Annotated in this window: 16 protein-coding genes; 9 read left to right on the forward strand and 7 right to left on the reverse strand. The window is 52.2% G+C overall.

The window, feature by feature from the left end:
* The first annotated feature begins 72 nt into the window (after positions 1-72).
* From ACSPJT_RS05180 to ACSPJT_RS05195, 4 genes are all read left to right on the forward strand, one after another.
* Entirely contained in the window at positions 73-1,470 is a 1,398-nt protein-coding gene (locus ACSPJT_RS05180; RefSeq protein WP_435895302.1) for a DUF5690 family protein, read from the forward strand.
* 124 nt (positions 1,471-1,594) lie between these two features.
* On the forward strand, positions 1,595-3,040 hold the full coding sequence (gene betB / locus ACSPJT_RS05185; RefSeq protein ID WP_435895303.1) for a betaine-aldehyde dehydrogenase: 1,446 nt from the start codon (positions 1,595-1,597) through the stop codon (positions 3,038-3,040).
* 2 nt (positions 3,041-3,042) lie between these two features.
* Entirely contained in the window at positions 3,043-4,689 is a 1,647-nt protein-coding gene (betA, locus tag ACSPJT_RS05190) for a choline dehydrogenase (RefSeq protein ID WP_435895304.1), read from the forward strand.
* The gene (locus tag ACSPJT_RS05195; RefSeq protein ID WP_435895305.1) at positions 4,690-5,379 is read left to right on the forward strand and encodes an HAD family hydrolase; all 690 of its coding nucleotides are present in this window, start codon (positions 4,690-4,692) and stop codon (positions 5,377-5,379) included.
* On the opposite strand, the gene ACSPJT_RS05200 is transcribed toward ACSPJT_RS05195, so the two are convergent.
* Positions 5,367-6,443: a substrate-binding domain-containing protein gene (locus ACSPJT_RS05200; protein WP_435895306.1), complete on the reverse strand. Its 1,077-nt coding sequence runs from the start codon at positions 6,441-6,443 to the stop codon at positions 5,367-5,369. The genes ACSPJT_RS05195 and ACSPJT_RS05200 overlap by 13 nt on opposite strands.
* Before the next feature lie 243 nt (positions 6,444-6,686).
* Between ACSPJT_RS05200 and ACSPJT_RS05205 the strand changes: the two genes are divergently transcribed.
* The gene (locus ACSPJT_RS05205; protein WP_435895307.1) at positions 6,687-7,115 is read left to right on the forward strand and encodes an exosortase system-associated protein, TIGR04073 family; all 429 of its coding nucleotides are present in this window, start codon (positions 6,687-6,689) and stop codon (positions 7,113-7,115) included.
* A 252-nt stretch (positions 7,116-7,367) separates the two neighbouring features.
* Entirely contained in the window at positions 7,368-7,922 is a 555-nt protein-coding gene (locus ACSPJT_RS05210; protein ID WP_435895308.1) for a DUF2062 domain-containing protein, read from the forward strand.
* Here the strand turns inward: ACSPJT_RS05210 and ACSPJT_RS05215 are convergent.
* From ACSPJT_RS05215 to ACSPJT_RS05235, 5 genes are all read right to left on the reverse strand, one after another.
* Positions 7,882-8,670 (reverse strand): hypothetical protein, encoded by a 789-nt coding sequence (locus tag ACSPJT_RS05215; protein WP_435895309.1) that lies wholly within the window; start codon positions 8,668-8,670, stop codon positions 7,882-7,884. The genes ACSPJT_RS05210 and ACSPJT_RS05215 overlap by 41 nt on opposite strands.
* A gap of 63 nt (positions 8,671-8,733) precedes the next feature.
* Positions 8,734-9,366 (reverse strand): signal peptidase II, encoded by a 633-nt coding sequence (locus ACSPJT_RS05220; protein ID WP_435895310.1) that lies wholly within the window; start codon positions 9,364-9,366, stop codon positions 8,734-8,736.
* A gap of 18 nt (positions 9,367-9,384) precedes the next feature.
* Positions 9,385-12,135, reverse strand: a complete 2,751-nt coding sequence (gene ileS, locus ACSPJT_RS05225) for an isoleucine--tRNA ligase (protein WP_435895311.1) — start codon at positions 12,133-12,135, stop codon at positions 9,385-9,387.
* A 104-nt stretch (positions 12,136-12,239) separates the two neighbouring features.
* Positions 12,240-12,938: a hypothetical protein gene (locus ACSPJT_RS05230; RefSeq protein ID WP_435895312.1), complete on the reverse strand. Its 699-nt coding sequence runs from the start codon at positions 12,936-12,938 to the stop codon at positions 12,240-12,242.
* 27 nt (positions 12,939-12,965) lie between these two features.
* Positions 12,966-13,562 (reverse strand): thioredoxin family protein, encoded by a 597-nt coding sequence (locus ACSPJT_RS05235; protein WP_435895313.1) that lies wholly within the window; start codon positions 13,560-13,562, stop codon positions 12,966-12,968.
* Positions 13,563-13,693: 131 nt separating this feature from the next.
* On the opposite strand from ACSPJT_RS05235, the gene ACSPJT_RS05240 reads away from it, so the two are divergent.
* From ACSPJT_RS05240 to ACSPJT_RS05250, 3 genes are all read left to right on the forward strand, one after another.
* Positions 13,694-14,548: an NAD(+)/NADH kinase gene (locus tag ACSPJT_RS05240; RefSeq protein ID WP_435895314.1), complete on the forward strand. Its 855-nt coding sequence runs from the start codon at positions 13,694-13,696 to the stop codon at positions 14,546-14,548.
* An 86-nt stretch (positions 14,549-14,634) separates the two neighbouring features.
* On the forward strand, positions 14,635-15,924 hold the full coding sequence (locus ACSPJT_RS05245) for an aminopeptidase P N-terminal domain-containing protein (protein ID WP_435895315.1): 1,290 nt from the start codon (positions 14,635-14,637) through the stop codon (positions 15,922-15,924).
* A gap of 20 nt (positions 15,925-15,944) precedes the next feature.
* Positions 15,945-16,700 carry a hypothetical protein gene (locus ACSPJT_RS05250; protein WP_435895316.1) on the forward strand — a complete coding sequence of 252 codons (756 nt, stop codon included), beginning with the start codon at positions 15,945-15,947 and terminating at the stop codon, positions 16,698-16,700.
* Positions 16,701-16,725: 25 nt separating this feature from the next.
* Here ACSPJT_RS05250 and ACSPJT_RS05255 read toward each other — a convergent pair whose 3' ends face one another.
* Positions 16,726-17,622 (reverse strand): tetratricopeptide repeat protein, encoded by an 897-nt coding sequence (locus ACSPJT_RS05255; RefSeq protein ID WP_435895317.1) that lies wholly within the window; start codon positions 17,620-17,622, stop codon positions 16,726-16,728.
* Positions 17,623-17,707 lie beyond the last annotated feature (85 nt).

Consider the following 17,707-nt stretch of genomic DNA (forward strand, 5'->3'; position numbering starts at 1 on the left):
TCCATCCCGTCACAAAACGGTCACAAATTTGATGGTTGCCGCCCGCTCAACATTAGGCAAGGGTTTGCCCCAATGCAGCAAAATGAACCCGCTGAAAACACCGGCAGAATCACTGGTTGGTTGAACCGTGCCCCTAACGGTGTGTTTATGACTTACGCCGTTCTGTGCTCATTTTTGGCTTATTTTTCCATGTATGCATTCAGGAAGCCATTCACGGCTGCCACCTTTGAAGGCGATGTTTGGTTTGGCTCTGAAGTGGGCATCAAAGCTGTGTTAGCCTCCTCCCAGATCATTGGCTACGCACTCTCAAAAGTCATCGGGATCAAGGTCTGCGCGGAGCTGAAACCTTCACAACGCACAGCTTTCCTAACTGGAATCATACTCATCGCCGAGATCTCTCTGTTAGTCTTCGGTGCTATGCCTGACAACTGGAAATTTCTACCCATTGCTATCAATGGACTTTCACTAGGTGTGGTTTGGGGAGTGGTAGTCAGCTACTTGGAGGGGCGGAGAACCTCCGAGGTTTTGCTGGCCGGATTATCCTGCTCATACATCATGGCAAGTGGCATCGTCAAAGACTTCGGTCTGGCCGTCTTAGCTGGGGATGGTGCTGCTTGGTGGCACGGCGTTCCCTTTATCAGTCAGGCAGCGGTGAAAGCGACAGGACCAGTTAGTGAGGGCTGGATGCCTTTCATCGTTGGGTTGCATTACTTGCCGATCTTTTTAGGCGCGATCTACCTTCTGAAACAGATTCCCCAACCGTCTCAGGAAGACGTCATCACGCGTAGCAAGCGAGCCTCGATGGATGGCAAAAGCCGCAAGCGCTTTTTCAGTCGCTTCGCCTTTGGCATGATCGTTCTTTGCACGATCTATCTACTTCTGACCGCTTACCGCGATTACCGGGATACCTACTTAGTGGATTTGTATAGCGCACTGGGATATGACAAAACATCAGGCACTCAAAACCTGTTAGGAAACTCAGAAACCATCGTGGGGTTTACCGTGACAGCTGGTCTGGCAATGCTTTACTGGCTAAGAAAATGGTTACTACAGAGTGGCCTATTACTCGTCTGGCTGTTTATGGCATCCGGTTTAGTGGCACTGGGAACTGGCACTTGGTTATTTCAAGCGGGCAGCATCAGTGGCTTTAGTTGGATGGTGATTTCAGGCGTGGGAATTTATATCACCTATGTTCCGTTTGGCTCGGTATTGTTCGATGAAATCATCGCGGAAACCCATCATGTGGGCACAGCTGTCTTTGCGATCTACGTATGCGATTCAGTAGGCTACGGCGGCACGGTGGCATTGTATTTCCTGCGCGATACTCTATTTGGAAATATCGATAAGCTCGCATTCTTCACCGCTTTCACATGGATCATCACTGCGGTGGGATTAGTCTGCCTTGTGCTGAGTTACTTCTATTTCCAACGCAAGGCCAACTTAGCCATCGCGCCTGACGTGAGTGAATAATTCATCACGCGCGATGGCATTATTAAAACATCGCATGGCATAATCGACGAATTGCACTTAACGAGCTACTTGTAGACGCATTTCGCTTGTTAAGCCGATCATTTTTGGGCTCGTTAGTGCTCCCATGAATACGTCTCATCATTGGATCAACGGCCAAAAAATCTCTGAGGCTACATCTTACTTTGATTCAATTTCTCCAGTAACGGGAGACGTTCTCGCCAGAGTGCCAGTGGCTGACAAAAATTTGTTAGAGAAAGCAATTAGTGGCGCACAGCAAGCGCAAACTGCATGGGCAGCTCTCTCACCGATGGAGCGTGGCCGCGTGCTTCGGAAAGCCGCTGACCTCCTCCGCGAGCACAACCAACGCCTCGCCGAACTTGAGGTGGCGGACACTGGCAAGCCGATCCAAGAGGCCGACTGTGTCGATATTTTATCCGGTGCCGATTGCCTGGAATACTACGGCAGCATCATCGCCGGCGATCGCGGTGCACAAATTGATCTCGGAAACAACTTCGCCTACACCCGTCGCGAGCCACTGGGTGTTTGTCTCGGCATCGGTGCCTGGAACTACCCTCTGCAAATCGCCTGTTGGAAAGCCGCGCCATGTCTGGCTGCTGGAAACGCGCTGATTTTCAAACCTTCGGAAATGACTCCCCTCACAGCACCGGAGCTTGGCCCCATTTTCAAAGAAGCAGGATTACCGGACGGATTGTTCCAAGTGGTCCACGGCGATGCAGAAGTAGGCAAGGCACTGGTAGAGCATAATGGCATCTGCAAAGTCTCCCTAACAGGTGAGGTTAACACCGGCAAAAAAGTCATGGCCGCCGCCGCTGGCAGCCTGAAAAAAGTCACCTTCGAACTCGGAGGAAAATCCCCCCTCATCATCTTCGACGACGCCGATCTCAACAACGCGGTGAGCGCCTCCATGGTCGCCAATTTCTACACCCAAGGTGAGATTTGTTCCAACGGCACCCGCGTCTTCGTCCAGCGAGATTGCTACAACGCATTTCTCGAACAGCTCACCAAGCGGACTGAAAAACTGGTGATCGGTGACCCCATGGATCCCGCCACCCAGATCGGCGCGCTGATCAGCGAAGACCATCTCACAAGCGTCGCCAATGCCTGCGAAAAAGGAGTGACCGGAGGTGCCAGGCTGGTCACCGGCGGCAAACGTGCATCAGACCTCAAGGGTGCCTTTTTCCAACCCACCATCTTTGCCGACTGCGAGGATGGGATGTGGATCATGCAGAATGAAATCTTCGGTCCGGTGATGTGTGTGACACCCTTCGACACCGAAGACGAAGTCATCGCCCGCGCCAACGACACTCCTTACGGTCTGGCTGCCGGAGTCTTCACCCGCGATCTCGCACGCGGCCACCGCGTGGTGCACGCACTGCAAGCCGGCACCTGCTGGATCAATAACTACAACATCACCCCCATCGAGATGCCCTTCGGCGCTTACAAGCAAAGCGGCATGGGCCGCGAAAACGGCTGGGAGGCACTGGAAGCATACACTCAAGTCAAGAGCGTCTATGTAGAGCTTGGCGATGTGGAATCCCCTTACGAATAAACATGTCTGACTACGATTACATCATCATCGGTGGCGGCTCCGCTGGCTGTGTGCTTGCGAACCGACTGAGTGAGAACCCGTCTAACAAAGTCCTCGTTCTCGAGGCGGGCCGACCCGACTACATCTGGGACATCTTCATCCACATGCCCGCCGGACTCAGCGTGCCACTGGGAAATAAACACTACGATTGGTGCTACGAATCCGAGCCGGAACCATTCATGAATGGCCGCAAGATCTTTCACGGTCGTGGCAAAGTGTTAGGCGGCTCCAGCAGCATCAACGGCATGATCTACATCCGCGGCAATGCCATGGACTATCAGAAATGGGCCGAAGCCGAGGGCATGGAGAAATGGGACTATGCCCACTGTCTCCCCTACTTCAAACGTGCGGAGACCCAGCTCGATGGCGATGCCAAATACCACGGAAGAAACGGCCCGCTGAAACTAGAGGTCGGTCCGTGTAAAAACCCGCTATTCAAATCCTGGCTCAAGGCAGGCGAGCAAGCTGGCTACCCGATCACCGAGGACAACAACGGCGAACAGCAAGAAGGCTTCGGTCCCTTCGATCGCAATGTGCACCGCGGCCGCAGGCTCAGCTCGGCGCGTGCTTATTTCCATCCGGTCAAAAAACGCCCGAACCTCACCGTGATCTGTCGCGCTCTAACAACGCGCATTTTATTCGATGGAAAAACCGCCACCGGCGTCGAATTCAGACGTGGAAAAAACGGCCCGCTCGAGCAAGTAAGCTGCCGCGAAGTCATCAGCTGCAGTGGTGCCATCAACTCACCGCAGCTACTGCAACTTTCCGGCATCGGAAATAAAGACGAGCTGGAAAAAATCGGCATCGACTGCGTGCACCACCTGCCAGGTGTAGGCGAGAACATGCAGGATCACCTCGAGGTTTACGTGCAGCACTCGTGCACCAAACCAGTGTCTATGGCACCCGCTCTCAAATGGTTTAACAAACCATGGATCGGCTTCAAGTGGCTGTTCTTCCGCAAGGGCGAAGCGGCGACCAATCACTTCGAAGCTGGAGCCTTCATCCGCACCAATGATGAAGTCTCGTATCCCAATGTGCAGTTCCATTTCCTACCGCTGGCCATCCGCTACGACGGCTCCTCCCCCAGCTCCGGCCATGGCTACCAAGTCCACGTAGGTCCTGTGCTCTCGGATGCTCGCGGCTCTTGCAAAATCAAATCCAAAGACCCCACCGAATACCCGGCGCTGAGATTCAACTACCTCTCCACCGAGCAAGATCGCCGTGAGTGGGTGGAGAGCATTCGTGCAACCCGGAAAATTCTCAGCCAGCCAGCCTTCGATGAGTTCAATGGAGGAGAAATCTCCCCCGGCCCTGAAGTGGAAACGGATGAGGAAATCCTCGATTGGGTCGCCAAGGATGGCGAAACCGCCCTGCACCCATCATGCACCTGCAAGATGGGACTCGATGAAATGTCGGTCACCCACCCGGACACCTTCAAGGTTCACGGAGTCGAAGGCCTGCGCGTGGTCGATGCCTCAGTGATGCCCTTTGTCACCAATGCTAACATCTATGCTCCGGTAATGATGATTGCCGAGCGTGCGGCGGATGCTATTCTGGATAATGATCCCTTGGCCCCCGAACATGTAAAATTCCATAGTCACTCTGCCTAAATGTCACTTCTCCCACCAGAACCCATGCAAGCCGTCGTCTTTGATATGGACGGCACGCTCTTTGACACGGAGAAGATTTATTATCACGTCTTTCTACTCGCTCTGAGAGATCAAGGATTTGATATGGACGAGGATTTCTATCATCAGAATCTCGCCGGAACAACCAACGTTCACATTGAGACCTATCTCCAAGCAGAGCATGGTCACTCCTTTGACCTCGCACTCTACAAAAGTGCCTGGCCGCAGTATTTACACGAGTATATTGAGGAAAAAGGACTCCCGTTCATGCCCGAGATCCCCCAACTGCTCGATGCCCTCACTGAGAAACAAGTGCCACTGGCCGTAGCCTCATCCAGTGACTATGTGGAGATCGAGTTTTTCCTAACAAAGTCAGGAATTAGAAACCGCTTTGATGTCCTTGCCGCTGGCGATGAAGTGCCTAACAGCAAACCGGCTCCTGACATTTTCAAGCTCGCGGCAGAAAGGCTCGGTTTACCCGCCGCCTCGTGCCTCGCGATCGAGGATAGCAATCATGGAGTGCAAGCTGCATCCGAGGCCGGCATGAAGGTTATTATGACTCCCGGTCCAGCAGGTGCCTCGGCAAAGTCCAGACAACTTGCCGAGCTACCTGAAAGTCTGCTCAGCCACACGATGCAGTATTTCTACGCACGTGGAAACTACTGCCGATAAGAGGATGGGCGTTTGCCGGTCTCGCGGTGAAAGAAGCGACTCATCTCATGCCCAGAAGAAAACTGCATCGACTTGGTGATTTCCTTCAACGGCATCTTGGTTTCTTCTAACAAATATTGAAGATGGTGAAGCCTCACCTTCATCACCTCCTCCTTCGGCCCATGGCCCAGGTGCTCACGCATGCGTTCCTTGATCGAAGTCATCGAAAGCTCGGAGAGATCGTTGAGCTCACTCACCAGAATTGCTCTTTTGGGGGCATTTCTTCGGATCCACCGAACCAGCCGGGCGACCTCTGGATCGCGGATTGCAATGACATCGGTGGAGTCGCGCACGTGCAGCCCCTCGGGTTTAATTTCCCGCACTTCGCCTTGCAGATCATCGCCGGCTAACATCCTTTCGATCATTGTCGCGGCAAGATAGCCCGCTTCCCTACCCGGATAACCGATGCTCGTCAGGGCCGGAACATTGGCGTGGCAATAGTGGACATCATTACCAAAACCCAACACGGCCAGCTCGCTCGGCACCACCTTTCCAATTCGCTCGGCCGCGCGAAGAACAACGGCAGCCAAGGCATCATCCCCTGCGAATAATCCCGTAGGAGTGGGTAAGGTCTCCAGAAACCCAGCCACCGCCTTCTCGACATCCTTCCATGCATTTTTTTCCCAAAGCGGAAATCCGGGCAACAAGTGCACAGCCACCTCGTGGCCATTTTCGCTCAGACGTTGACGGAAACCTTCCAAACGTTTTCTCGCGTAAACACGAGTGCCGGGTGCATTCTGTAAGTCTTTATACAACGTTTCTCCGCGCGCGATGAAGGCGTAATTTTCAAACCCCAGCCCCATCAGGTGCTTCGCTGCCATGCGCCCAGCCTCAACGTTATCGGGGATTACTCTGGGAAAACCAGCGTCCGGCCCTTCGGAACTGAGTAGGGTTACTACTATACCTCGATCCTTGAAATCTTTGAGTTCCTCTTCCGTCGCACGGTAGAGCACTAGCCCTTCTCCCTGCCAGCCGACGCCGATTTCTCGCGGCTCCATTTCTCCGAACGTATCAGAATCGGTCACAATTCTCCATACTCCACTATCACGAACGTAATCATGGATGCCTTCAAGAACTGTGGACGTCGAACCAGCCCATACAGGCAAACGTATACCCACAATGGGAGGACATAAACTCATGCGAGCTGGAGAATAAACTATCCCCATGGCAGATAAAGCCTGTTTTCACAATTTCCCTCTCAATTGATCGCAGAAAAAATCCATTTTTCCATTGCCACCTCAGACTCTGGCATTCAATATCCTACCACGATGAAAAAAGCACTTACGATCGCAGCAGCATTAGTCGTCACGGCCTCCGGTGCCATGGCCGACATCCAGGCGCCTCCTGGCTCCACTTACACATCCACCCGTAAGCTTGGACGTGCCATCAGCAACATCCTCTACGGCATCGTTGAGATTCCTGAGCAAATCGTTCGTAAGAACGAGGCATACGGCCGCAAAGCTGGCTGGTCCTACGGAGCAGTCGACGGTGGCCGCCGCGCATTCAAGCGTCTCGGTTATGGTTTCTACGAGCTGGTAACCTTCCACTGCCCAACGTATAAAGGCACCTTCAAGCCACCTTACGAGCGCTGTGGTGAAGACCATCGCATCGAGATGAACCCACATGACGGACTCTCCGAGTTCCCGCCTATTCTCGGTGCTGAGCAATATTACCACACCCGCTCGCAGCAGTGGTAATGTCGAATCGCCGATTGATTCGGTAATTCACCCAATTTCCAAAACCCGCATCTGTTTCACGCAGTTGCGGGTTTTTTATATGCCTGTAAGTTACCACATCGGGCTTTCGCACTCGATGAAATGTATGCGGTCTGCTTTTCGTATTGAAAATACAAGGTTTAGGCGTCAATGATGTGACGGGGCCTCTCAAGAGATTAGACTCACACGCTTCACGTATTTCCCCCAACACTCCGCCCCCAACTGCCGCACAGAATGAAACGCAAATATCTTAGGATGGTCCGCAGGGCCTATCGCTATCTGCGTCACCCGCGCATTCGTAGTCGGCCTTGGCTGGTGGCTCTCACCAAACCTCTATTCGATCGTGATCTGTGGAATCCGTGTCGAAAAACTGTCGCCGGAGCACTTTCCATCGGTCTCTTCTGTGCGATGCTTCCCATCCCATTCCAAATGCTGCTCGCAGCCATGGCAAGCATGCGCGCTCGGGTAAATATTCCTGTCTCGATGGCGGCCTGCTGGATCAGTAATCCCCTCACCTACCCGCCATTGATCTTATTTCAGATCAAATTCGGCAGCTGGCTCCACGACCATATGAACATCCCTCTTCCCTTCGACAAGGAGACGCGCATCCCTTTTCCCGGACTGGATATCGTCGGCAGCCCTGCCAACTTCACCGTCGGCTTCCTGGCCATGGGAGTCATCCTCAGCCTGTTGGCTTATCCGATCGTTTACGGCATATCACTCTTCCTGCCGAACCAAGGAAGGAAGGTTATTTCCGTGAAGCCGACGGAACAAAACTCTTCTCACTAACCCAGCCGCCACCGTAGGGGGCTCCAAGCCTTGAGGCGACATCGACATCGGGGAAATAGTAGTGCTTATGAGCAGCCACATCAGCCGTTGATGAGCGCTTCCACAGGAACATGCCCAAGAGGGCCAAGGCTAGAATCACTCCGAAAAAGATCGCCATGAGCTTGAGATTTGCGCTGTCTTTCCAAGTCGAAGGATCAGAGGCGAAATACTCATTCATTTCTCTCTCTACACCGGACACTATCGTGATCGAACGATCGGAGGTATCCTGTCCTTTTGACTGTGCGGCGAGAGCACTACGCAGAATTTCACTCATCTTCTGGTCTGGAATCAGCCCACTCACTGCGTCATCAGCCAGGCCGGTTCCGCGATAGTAGGAAGCTGCGATATTTTTACCATCAACCGCAGGATCGGATTGGTATACTAGGACAAGCCCACGTTTCTCATCTCCTAGCCATGCCTTGTAGAGAGCGTCAGCGCGCGACTGAACCGTCCCATCCAGAACGTTGTAATAGAGCGCTAGATAGACCAAGTAACCATGCTGCTCTTCGATACGTTTGAGAGTCGCGGTTAGCTCGGCGAGCTTTGTGGGATTTTCGCGGAATGTGTCAGACAGATCTAGCACATGGTTCGCCGGGGCTGCGGGCAATGGCTTGGCCTCACCCTCAGATCCTTGGGCAAAAATACTGCCAGTCAGCAACATACTGCCAACTAACAAAAGTGCACAATAGAGAAGTCGGCTATGTTTCACGTGTTCATCCTAATCATCCTCCATCAATTACTCAAGGATGTATCCTGATGCGAAAAAAGCGTCTTACTTCGACTTTTTCTCTTTGTATTCCTTACGCCCCTCTAACAAGGCTGTAACAAATAACAGAACCGCTGCGGTGGTGATACAGCTATCCGCCACATTAAACGCCGGCCAGTGACCACCGCTCGAAGGCATGATTTTCTCGAAACCCGGGATTTTAAAATCGAGAAAGTCTACCACATACCCTTGGCTCAGACGCTCCAGAAAACTGGAGTCCTTGTATGGCTCCAGCCAAAAACCTTGGAACAACCGATCCGTTAGATTGCCGAGGATACCTGAAATCAACAGAGGGGCCGACCACTTTGCCGGCCCGGAGAATGCTCCCTTTTTCCAGAAATAAGTAATCCCTATCAGGGCTATGATCAAAACAAAGAGAAACACCACGGGAGCCCATGTTGTACCGTTCCCAATGCCGAAGGCGACCCCTTGGTTATGGCGGCGCACCAGATTAAAGACACCCTCGATGACCGGGCGCGTGTCCTCAGGGACCCCATATCGCTCGCCCTCATGGATAACAAAAGGCAACTTGAAGTTCATCACTACCCACCACTTGCTAATCTGATCGAGAATATACAGCGGCAGTGTAATCAACAGCAGCAGCTTGATGATTCTTGCTTTGGAGGGAGCGTCGGACATTGGATGAATCGCTACTGGTTAGACTACCTCGCTACAACGCTGGCAGAGGTCTGTGACCAATGGCTCATAGCGGCGGCAACGTGGGCACATACAGTGATCGGTTGCTTTCGCTGTGGCACTGATCTCAGCTCCGTTGATAACATTGAGCTTCGAGAGGATGAAGAACTCAGTGACGAAGTCGCGGTCGTTGAGCAGCTCGGCACAGGTGTGATCAGCGGGCAGGGTCAGGGTGACATCAGCCTCGTTGTTCTTGTTGAAAGCCTTGGCTTGAACTTGCTCCTCAATCGCAGTCTGGATGACGGCGCGGATTTCCAACAGTCCGGTGACTTGTTGGATAGCCATGCCGGGCACAAATTCAGAGTCTACTTCTGGAAAATCTTGTTCGTGGACACTGCCCTCGTTACCTGCGTGCTCCCACGCTTCATCAGCGGTGAATGCCAGAATAGGAGCCATCAAACGCACGATGGAGTCAAAGACGCGATGCATGACCGTCTGGGCGGCAAGTCGACGAGTGGAGTCCAACCCGTCACAATACATGCGGTCTTTGGTGATATCGATATAGAGCGCGCTAAGTTCATTAGCACAGAACTGGTTGATCTGATTGAAGACCTTGCGGAACTGATAGCTTTCGTAAGCACTTTTGCACTCGGTGATGACCTCATTCAGGCGCTCAAGCACCCAGCGATCAAGGACCGTCATATCGTCCTTGGCCACTGACTGAGTGGCGGGATCAAAGCCGTTGATGTTTCCTAACAAGATCCGAAGCGTATTGCGCAGGCGACGATACGGATCGGCGATCTGTTTGAACAGGTCTTCACCAAATGGAACTTCCGTCTGCCAGTCGACCGACGAGACCCAGAGGCGTACGATGTCCGCACCATATTTGTTATAGAAGTGCGCCGCATCGGTAGGCTTGCCTTTGGCCTTGGCTGCGGATTTGGAAATCTTACCCCCATCCTTATCCACCACAAATCCGTGAGTGAGCACGGCCTTGTATGGTGCCTTATCGCGAACTGCCACACTTAGCATCAGGCTGCTCTGGAACCAACCACGGTGCTGGTCGGTCGCTTCGAGATAGAGGTCAGCAGGACAAGAAAGCTCGGGGTGACGATCCATGACGGCAACATGAGAGCTGCCTGAATCGATCCACACATCCAGTGTGTCGCCACACTTGGTGCAGCCTTCGGGTAATCCGAGACGTGAAGCAAGTTCGGCATCAGAAAGCTCGAACCAGATGTTAGTGCCTTCTTTTTCGACGAGGTCGGCCACCTTACGGGAAACCTCTGCATCGAGAATAACCTCTTCGTTTGCATCGAAGAAAACAGGAAGTGGCACACCCCATGTGCGTTGACGTGAGATACACCAGTCAGGGCGAGCTTCGACAGTACCGTAAATGCGATTACGCCCCCAAGCAGGAAGCCAGGTGGTTTCATCAATTTCGGTGAGAGCTTTCTTACGCAGATCATCGATACGGATGAAGAACTGCTCAACAGCGCGGAAAATAATCGGTGTTTTCGAACGCCAGCAATGCGGATAGGAGTGGGCGTAGTTTTCCTTGCCCAGTAACGCTTCGTTGGCTGCGAGAAGTCTGAGAACGCCAATGTTCCCCTCGTTCTTTTCCATCACGTGCAGTCCTACGAGTTCCGGCACACCCACCTCTTCGGTGAATCGGCCATCGTCGTCCACAGGAGAAAGCACAGCGAGACCGTTTTGCATGCCGACGGAGTAATCGTCTGCACCATGTCCGGGCGCGATATGGACTGCGCCAGTTCCGGTATCTGTAGTAACAAAAGGAGCGAGAATGACCTTCGACTTGCGGTCGAGGAATGGATGCTGAGCCTCAAGGCCTTCGAGCTCTGAACCTTTGATCTCAGCGAGTTCTTCGGCAAGCGTCAGTCCCGTTTTCTGCTGGAATTCCTCCAGCAGCTCACGAACGATGATGATGTTTTGGTCAGCAGCGTCTTCCTTGGTGAAACGCCCGACCACGTAGTTGAGTCTCTCGTGCACCGCGATGCCGAGGTTGGCTGGCAGTGTCCAAGGAGTGGTAGTCCAGATTGCAAAGGCGGTGTTGTCCGGCAAACTTGCTACGGATGAAGTGTCGCTGATGTTGAACTTAACAAAGATCGCGATGGATTTTTTATCCTGATATTCAACTTCCGCCTCGGCGAGAGCTGTCTTGGCACCGTAGGACCACTGCACAGGTTTCTGCGATTGGTAGACGAGCCCCTTTTCCACCATGGTGGCGAAGGTGCGAATGATGTCGGACTCATAGGCGGGGTCCAGAGTGAGATAAGGGTTTTCCCAATCACCTAACACTCCAAGGCGTCTAAAAGAAGCCTTCTGGGTATCGATCCAGCCACGGGCAAATTCCTCACAACGTCGGCGGATTTCCGCAGGTTCCTCATCGCGGGCGTCCTGCATGACTTTAAATTCGATCGGCAGTCCGTGGCAGTCCCAGCCTGGGATATACGGAGTTTCAAATCCGGCCATGGTCTTGGATTTAAGAACCAAGTCCTTGAGAACTTTATTGAGGGCAGTGCCCATATGCACGTCGCCGTTCGCAAACGGTGGGCCGTCATGGAGAATGAATCGGGGTGCTCCTTCGTCCTTACGACGCTTCTGAATTCGTTGGTAGAGGTTCTCCTGGTTCCAGCGCTCTAGGCGACCGGGCTCGTTTTTCACCAAGTCTCCGCGCATGGGAAAACTGGTGTCAGGAAGGCTCAGGGTGCCCTTGTAATCGGGCTGGTTGTTGGACTCGTCCGCACTCATAATCTAAGGCGGCGGACGCTAGACACTGATGAGCTGGGGGTCAATCGCTTACTTCCCCAGCTTTTTCCCTAAATTGACTCCCTCAAGCCTGCATCCTGAGGCCTTCAGGAGCTCTTGGGTGTCAGGCCCATGGGCATCCAGTCTTTTGGCATCGGCTTGATACCTGCCGGAGTTGCGTCTCCTGGGACAGCTCCTCCGGACTCGACACCAGCCAGAACAAGAATGCCATCCAGTACAACATCCAGCGCCACAGGAGAATATCTGGTCATGTTGGCAATCCTGTTAATATGGGTTTGTATCCGTTGGGCAACGACTTTGGCTCTCTTGCCATAAGCCTCTTGGTTTTCATCCCGAACATACCAATAAATTCCACCATCGATCTGAGGAGTCGCGCGCTTTCCGTTGCTTACTGGAGTTCCCGCCTTCCCTTTCGGACTTGCAGGTTTTGTGGTGGGTGGGGCTGACTCTTTGCTGCTAAGCAATTTCTTATCTTTACCTTCAACTCCCGCCAAATCACCAACGATCAGGCTGACCTCTCTAGAAATATCGTCCAACTGCTTGCGTGCTGCGAAAGCAGATTTTTCATCCCTCACTTTTGCCAAGATCGATGGAACCTTCTCGATAGCGGTCAGATATTTGGCAGCGGCGGCATCGGATTTCGCAAGCTCCTCATCGCTGACGGTGAGAGCTTTCGCCTCCTCCCCTTTCACCTTTCGAACAAGCTCCTCCACCTTTTCACAAGAACATAGAAACAAGCTGGCGGCTGAGGCAGCCATGATCATGGGTAAATATTTCGACTTCATCGTTTTTCGGTAAATTATCGATTGGGATTAACCGCGTGTCACCCCGGGCGGGAGCCACTCTTTGGGCATGGGTTTGATCTTAGGCTCAGGAGGTTTCGCAGGTTTGTTTTCGGTAGAGCCTTCAGCATTCGCAGTGGTAGCATACTGATCAATGCGTCGCTGTAATTCCTGTTCTGGAGGAGCACCGGTGAATTGATTCACTTTTGCGCCATTTTGATAGAATTGAAATGCGGGGATTCCTCTGATTTGTTCTTTCGCCGCCCAGTTGCGTTCACTGTCTACATCTACTTTGAGGATTTTGACTTTCTCAGAATTCACTTTGGCTAATCGCTCCAACACGGGAGCGACCTGTCGACATGGGCCACATGTGTCTGAGTAAAATTCCACCAAGACCAGACGGGACTCATCGGCAATGATCGATTTCCCTTCATCCTCCCCCACTACAATGACTTCTGCAGATCCGGCTGACTCTGCTTTTTGCACAGAGTCATCAAAAAGGTTTTTCGCTTTGTCGGTAATCTCAGACACCTTGTCACAAGAAGTCACTCCGACTAACAGCAGCCCCCCGAAGATGACATTACTGATCGGTCTCGCCAACATGCGAGTAGCAGAACAACCTTTCATGTAGCTGAATTATCACTAATACTAAATAAAATCAAGGCTGGATTGGGGGCGGCAGAAGTCCTGCGTCATACTCCGTGCATAAAAGATCTGTTTCTGTTGTAACTTTCGTGGTTTCCCGCCATGCTTCGCACGTGAATGTTGGCATCATAGCAAACCCTAACAAATCTGGCGCTAAAAAGACCTTGGTGGCGCTGTGTGCCGCCTTGGAAGCCGAAAACCTTGTCCCTGTATTGGAAACGGTTACAGCTGACATTATTAAAGCTCCAGGGGGCATGGATGCTGCAACCTTCGGAGACAGCTGTGATGTAGTCGCCGTGTTAGGTGGTGACGGCACCATGCTGAACGCAGCAAACCAGTTGGGCCCTGCGAATATCCCTGTCGCCGGTATTAACATCGGCACGCTTGGATTTCTAACTACTTGTACGGATACCGAACTCGATGTGTTTGCCAAAGCGGTAGCTAACAAAAAATACACCTTGATCAAACGCATGCAGCTAAAAGCGACTGTGTTTGCTCCGGACGGATCCGAGGAAAGCTTCAGAGCTCTCAATGAAATCACCCTGGCTCGCGGCCAGACTGGTCGACTCGTCTCCCTAGACGCTTGGGTAGATGGTGAACTTCTGAACCATTACCGAGCCGACGGTTTGATTGTGGCCACCACCACAGGATCCACAGCTTACTCGCTCTCGGCGGGAGGTCCATTGATCGCACCGAAGGCGGATGTATTTGTGATCACACCGATTTGCCCACACAGTTTGAGCAACAGATCGCTCGTGGTTTCCGACAGCTCCGTGGTCGAACTGGCTCCAGCGGAAGATGCCGAATGCCCGATGCTATTTACCGTAGACGGTCGCGAAGTCGTGGAAATCAATCAGGGTAGCCGAATTCGGGTGGAACAGGCTGGGCATGCCTTACCGCTACTGCGTCTGGAAGGTCGCACGTTTTACGCCACACTCCGCCAAAAACTTGGCTGGGGGCAAAATTAAAAATGCTCTAAGCCGAATCTGGCAAAGTGTCTACTGGCGGGTCTTTGTAGTTGCAGGATCAACTGTTGTTCGTTGATATCGCGGGCATGAGATATGATCCTGCCGATTCACAGTTGTTTGTCCGAAACCGCGAACGTCTGATCTCGGAGCTAAAGCCCAACAGCATCGCGGTGCTTCACTCAAATGATGTGATGCCGACCAATGCCGACGCGACCATGGCGTTCAAACAGAACACCGACTTCTATTACCTGACGGGTGTGGATCAGGAGGAAAGTATCCTGGTTTTGTTCCCCAATGCCAAAAACGCAAAGGACCGTGAAATTCTCTTCGTTCGTGAAACCAATGAACATATCGCCATCTGGGAGGGAGCTAAACTATCCCAAGAGCAAGCGACTGAAATCTCAGGTATTCAGAACGTCCAATGGACTGAAAATTTTGATACCATTCTCCACCGCTTGATCCAACAGAGTGAACACGTTTATCTCAACACGAACGAGCACCTACGTGCTGCTATATCCGTAGAGACGCGCGATGCGAGATTCATCAAAAAATGTCAGGATCATTATCCACTCCACAAGTATGAACGACTGGCCCCGCTGATGCATCGTCTGCGCATGACGAAGGATCCTGAGGAAATCAAAATGATCCAAAAAGCCTGCGATATCACCGAAGACGGCTTTCGTAGAATCCTTCAATTCGTCAAACCCGGTGTCGGCGAGTGGGAAGTTGAGGCCGAGTATATGCACGAATTCCTGCGTCAAAAATCGAGAGGTTTCGCATACTCTCCCATCATTGGATCCGGCAAGAACGCGTGTGTATTACACTATCTGGAAAACAAAGACACCTGCCAGGATGGTGAACTGTTATTGATGGACGTCGCTGCCGAGTATGGCAATTGGAATGCCGACATGACCCGCACCATTCCTGTAAACGGTAGGTTCACGGATCGGCAGCGCGCGGTATACAACTCCGTGCTTAACGTCTTCCGCAAGGCCAACGAAATCTTGCGCCCTGGCATTCTCCCAACTGCTTATCAAAAGCAGGTCATGGGATTCATGGAGGAAGAATTGATCAATCTCGAACTGATTGATGCGGCAGAGGCAGCGGAGCAAGACGACAGCAAACCTCTCGTCAAACGTTACTTCATGCACGGCACATCCCACCACCTGGGACTCGACGTCCATGATGTCTGCCCACCAGAGGAGCCCATTGTCGAAGGCATGGTCTTTACGATTGAACCCGGCATCTACATTCGCGAAGAAAACCTCGGTATCCGACTCGAAAACGATGTAGTCGTTCAGAAGGACGGGAACTTCGACTTGATGGCTAACATACCCATCGAAGCAGACGAAATCGAAGCCTTGATGAACGCCTAACACTAACGCACCAAGTCATCTTGCGTATACTAGCAGTCATACTAGTTATCTTCGGTCTAATCGCCGGAGGTGTGGTCTGGCTACTACGGCATCCGGCGTCACCCATTGTGGCCAAAATAACGGAAGTTTCAGAACCTGTGCCGATACCGGACCCAGAAACATATGCGGTCACAGTCGAAGAGATCGACTACCACCGGAAAAAGCTCTCGAAAGCCTATCGCAAAGCCAAAACTGATACCGAGAGGCAAGCCATCATCGCCAGCGCGCGTTCTCTGTTAGAACTCACAATGCCATCGCTCATGCGCTGCTGGCTTGGAACTCCTTGGGATTACAACGGCATGGCCGCAAAGCCCGGAGGAGGAAAAGTGGCCTGTGGATATTTTGTTTCAACCATCATGCGTGACTCGGGATTTGATGTGCAACGAATCCGACTGGCACAGCAGCCATCACAAAACATATTGCTGACATTTCTCCCTCGGGAAAAGTTACACATCAAAGTGGACGTGAACTACCCAGAGTATCTCGATCTATTTCGGCGGAAAGACCATGGGATTTATATCATCGGTCTTGATAAGCATGTAGGTTTCCTCATTCACGATGAGAATGGTGTCCAGTTTATCCACTCTGGCGGTTTGCTTCGGAGAGTGGTCGACGAGGGGCCAAGCGATGCTTATTCGATTGAGAAATCGAATTACCGAGTCATCGGAAACATCACTGGTGACAAAGAGCTGCTCAAACGGTGGCTCTTGGAAGACTCGTTTCCTACCTACCGATAGAAAGCCCCCTCACTTGTTAGTGAACTTAGGAAACTTTTTTCAGTTTCTTGCCCGCACGCTTCTCGATGTTGTTCGCGTTTTTCTCATCGCCGCTAGCGCGCAAGAATTCCGCGTAGTTGGATGACACGGTCGCGTAATCCATAGGTGCGTCCTTGAGCTGACCTTCGTAGATTTTCAAAGCTTCTTGGAAGTGTTTTTTAGCCTCTCCCAACTCTTGGGTTTCACAAAGAGCCAGTGCGAGATTGGCGTGGGACTGCGCTGTCTCGAGGTGATTTTCTCCAAAAGTCGCGATACGTGCCTCCAATGCCATCATCTGCATCTCGCGAGCTTGCTCGGAGTAGCCCGCAGCCAGGTAAAGTGCTCCGACGTTGTTACAAACAGCTGCCGTCTCCTCATCATTGGGCCCGAGGTGCTTATGGCAAATTTGTAGAGATTTGAGATATAGACTTTCGGCTGATTCAAAATCACCCCGGCTTTTGTAGATGTAGGCGAGATTGTTGCAGAGATCCGCAACATCAAGGAGCGCTGGTGGATCCATTCGCTCGAAAAGCTCAATGCCACGTTCGTAGAAGCGAATCGCCTCGTCTTCGTTACCGTCGCTATCGTAGACCACTGCCACACTGGCACTGATGCGAGCTTGTTGCTCAGTGTGATCCCCCTCGGTTTCCGATAAGAGTTCGAGAGACTCCAAATACGACAGACGGGCGTCTTCCAAATTTCCATACTGGCGTAAAAAGTCACCTTTGACTTCGAGTGAAACGGCCAAAGCCTCTTTGCTTTCCCTATCTGAACCCAGCGCACCGCGTGCCTTGTCCACACCTGCAGATGCAGCGTGCATAGCCTCGTTCCAGTTGCCCTCTTCGCAAAGTTTTCTCACTCTTGCTTGGAGCATATTCAATAAATTGGCGGTTCCTGATTCCATAGGTACTTGTGTTTGAATGCAATGGCGATGTAAACACATCGCCTACCTCAATTAACACCACTTTATTGAGGATGGCCAGCGAAAT

It is taken from the genome of Oceaniferula spumae (assembly GCF_042849255.1).
In the GTDB taxonomy this organism is placed as follows: domain Bacteria; phylum Verrucomicrobiota; class Verrucomicrobiia; order Verrucomicrobiales; family Akkermansiaceae; genus Oceaniferula; species Oceaniferula spumae.

Excerpts from the sequence above, each read along its gene's own strand:
- ACSPJT_RS05180 (WP_435895302.1), top strand. The coding sequence starts at position 73 with ATGCAGCAAAATGAACCCGCTGAAAACACCGGCAGAATCACTGGTTGG.
- betB (WP_435895303.1), top strand. The coding sequence starts at position 1,595 with ATGAATACGTCTCATCATTGGATCAACGGCCAAAAAATCTCTGAGGCT.
- betA (WP_435895304.1), top strand. The coding sequence starts at position 3,043 with ATGTCTGACTACGATTACATCATCATCGGTGGCGGCTCCGCTGGCTGT.
- ACSPJT_RS05195 (WP_435895305.1), top strand. The coding sequence starts at position 4,690 with ATGTCACTTCTCCCACCAGAACCCATGCAAGCCGTCGTCTTTGATATG.
- ACSPJT_RS05205 (WP_435895307.1), top strand. The coding sequence starts at position 6,687 with ATGAAAAAAGCACTTACGATCGCAGCAGCATTAGTCGTCACGGCCTCC.
- ACSPJT_RS05210 (WP_435895308.1), top strand. The coding sequence starts at position 7,368 with ATGAAACGCAAATATCTTAGGATGGTCCGCAGGGCCTATCGCTATCTG.
- ACSPJT_RS05220 (WP_435895310.1), bottom strand. The coding sequence starts at position 9,366 with ATGTCCGACGCTCCCTCCAAAGCAAGAATCATCAAGCTGCTGCTGTTG.
- ileS (WP_435895311.1), bottom strand. The coding sequence starts at position 12,135 with ATGAGTGCGGACGAGTCCAACAACCAGCCCGATTACAAGGGCACCCTG.
- ACSPJT_RS05230 (WP_435895312.1), bottom strand. The coding sequence starts at position 12,938 with ATGAAGTCGAAATATTTACCCATGATCATGGCTGCCTCAGCCGCCAGC.
- ACSPJT_RS05235 (WP_435895313.1), bottom strand. The coding sequence starts at position 13,562 with ATGAAAGGTTGTTCTGCTACTCGCATGTTGGCGAGACCGATCAGTAAT.
- ACSPJT_RS05245 (WP_435895315.1), top strand. The coding sequence starts at position 14,635 with ATGAGATATGATCCTGCCGATTCACAGTTGTTTGTCCGAAACCGCGAA.
- ACSPJT_RS05255 (WP_435895317.1), bottom strand. The coding sequence starts at position 17,622 with ATGGAATCAGGAACCGCCAATTTATTGAATATGCTCCAAGCAAGAGTG.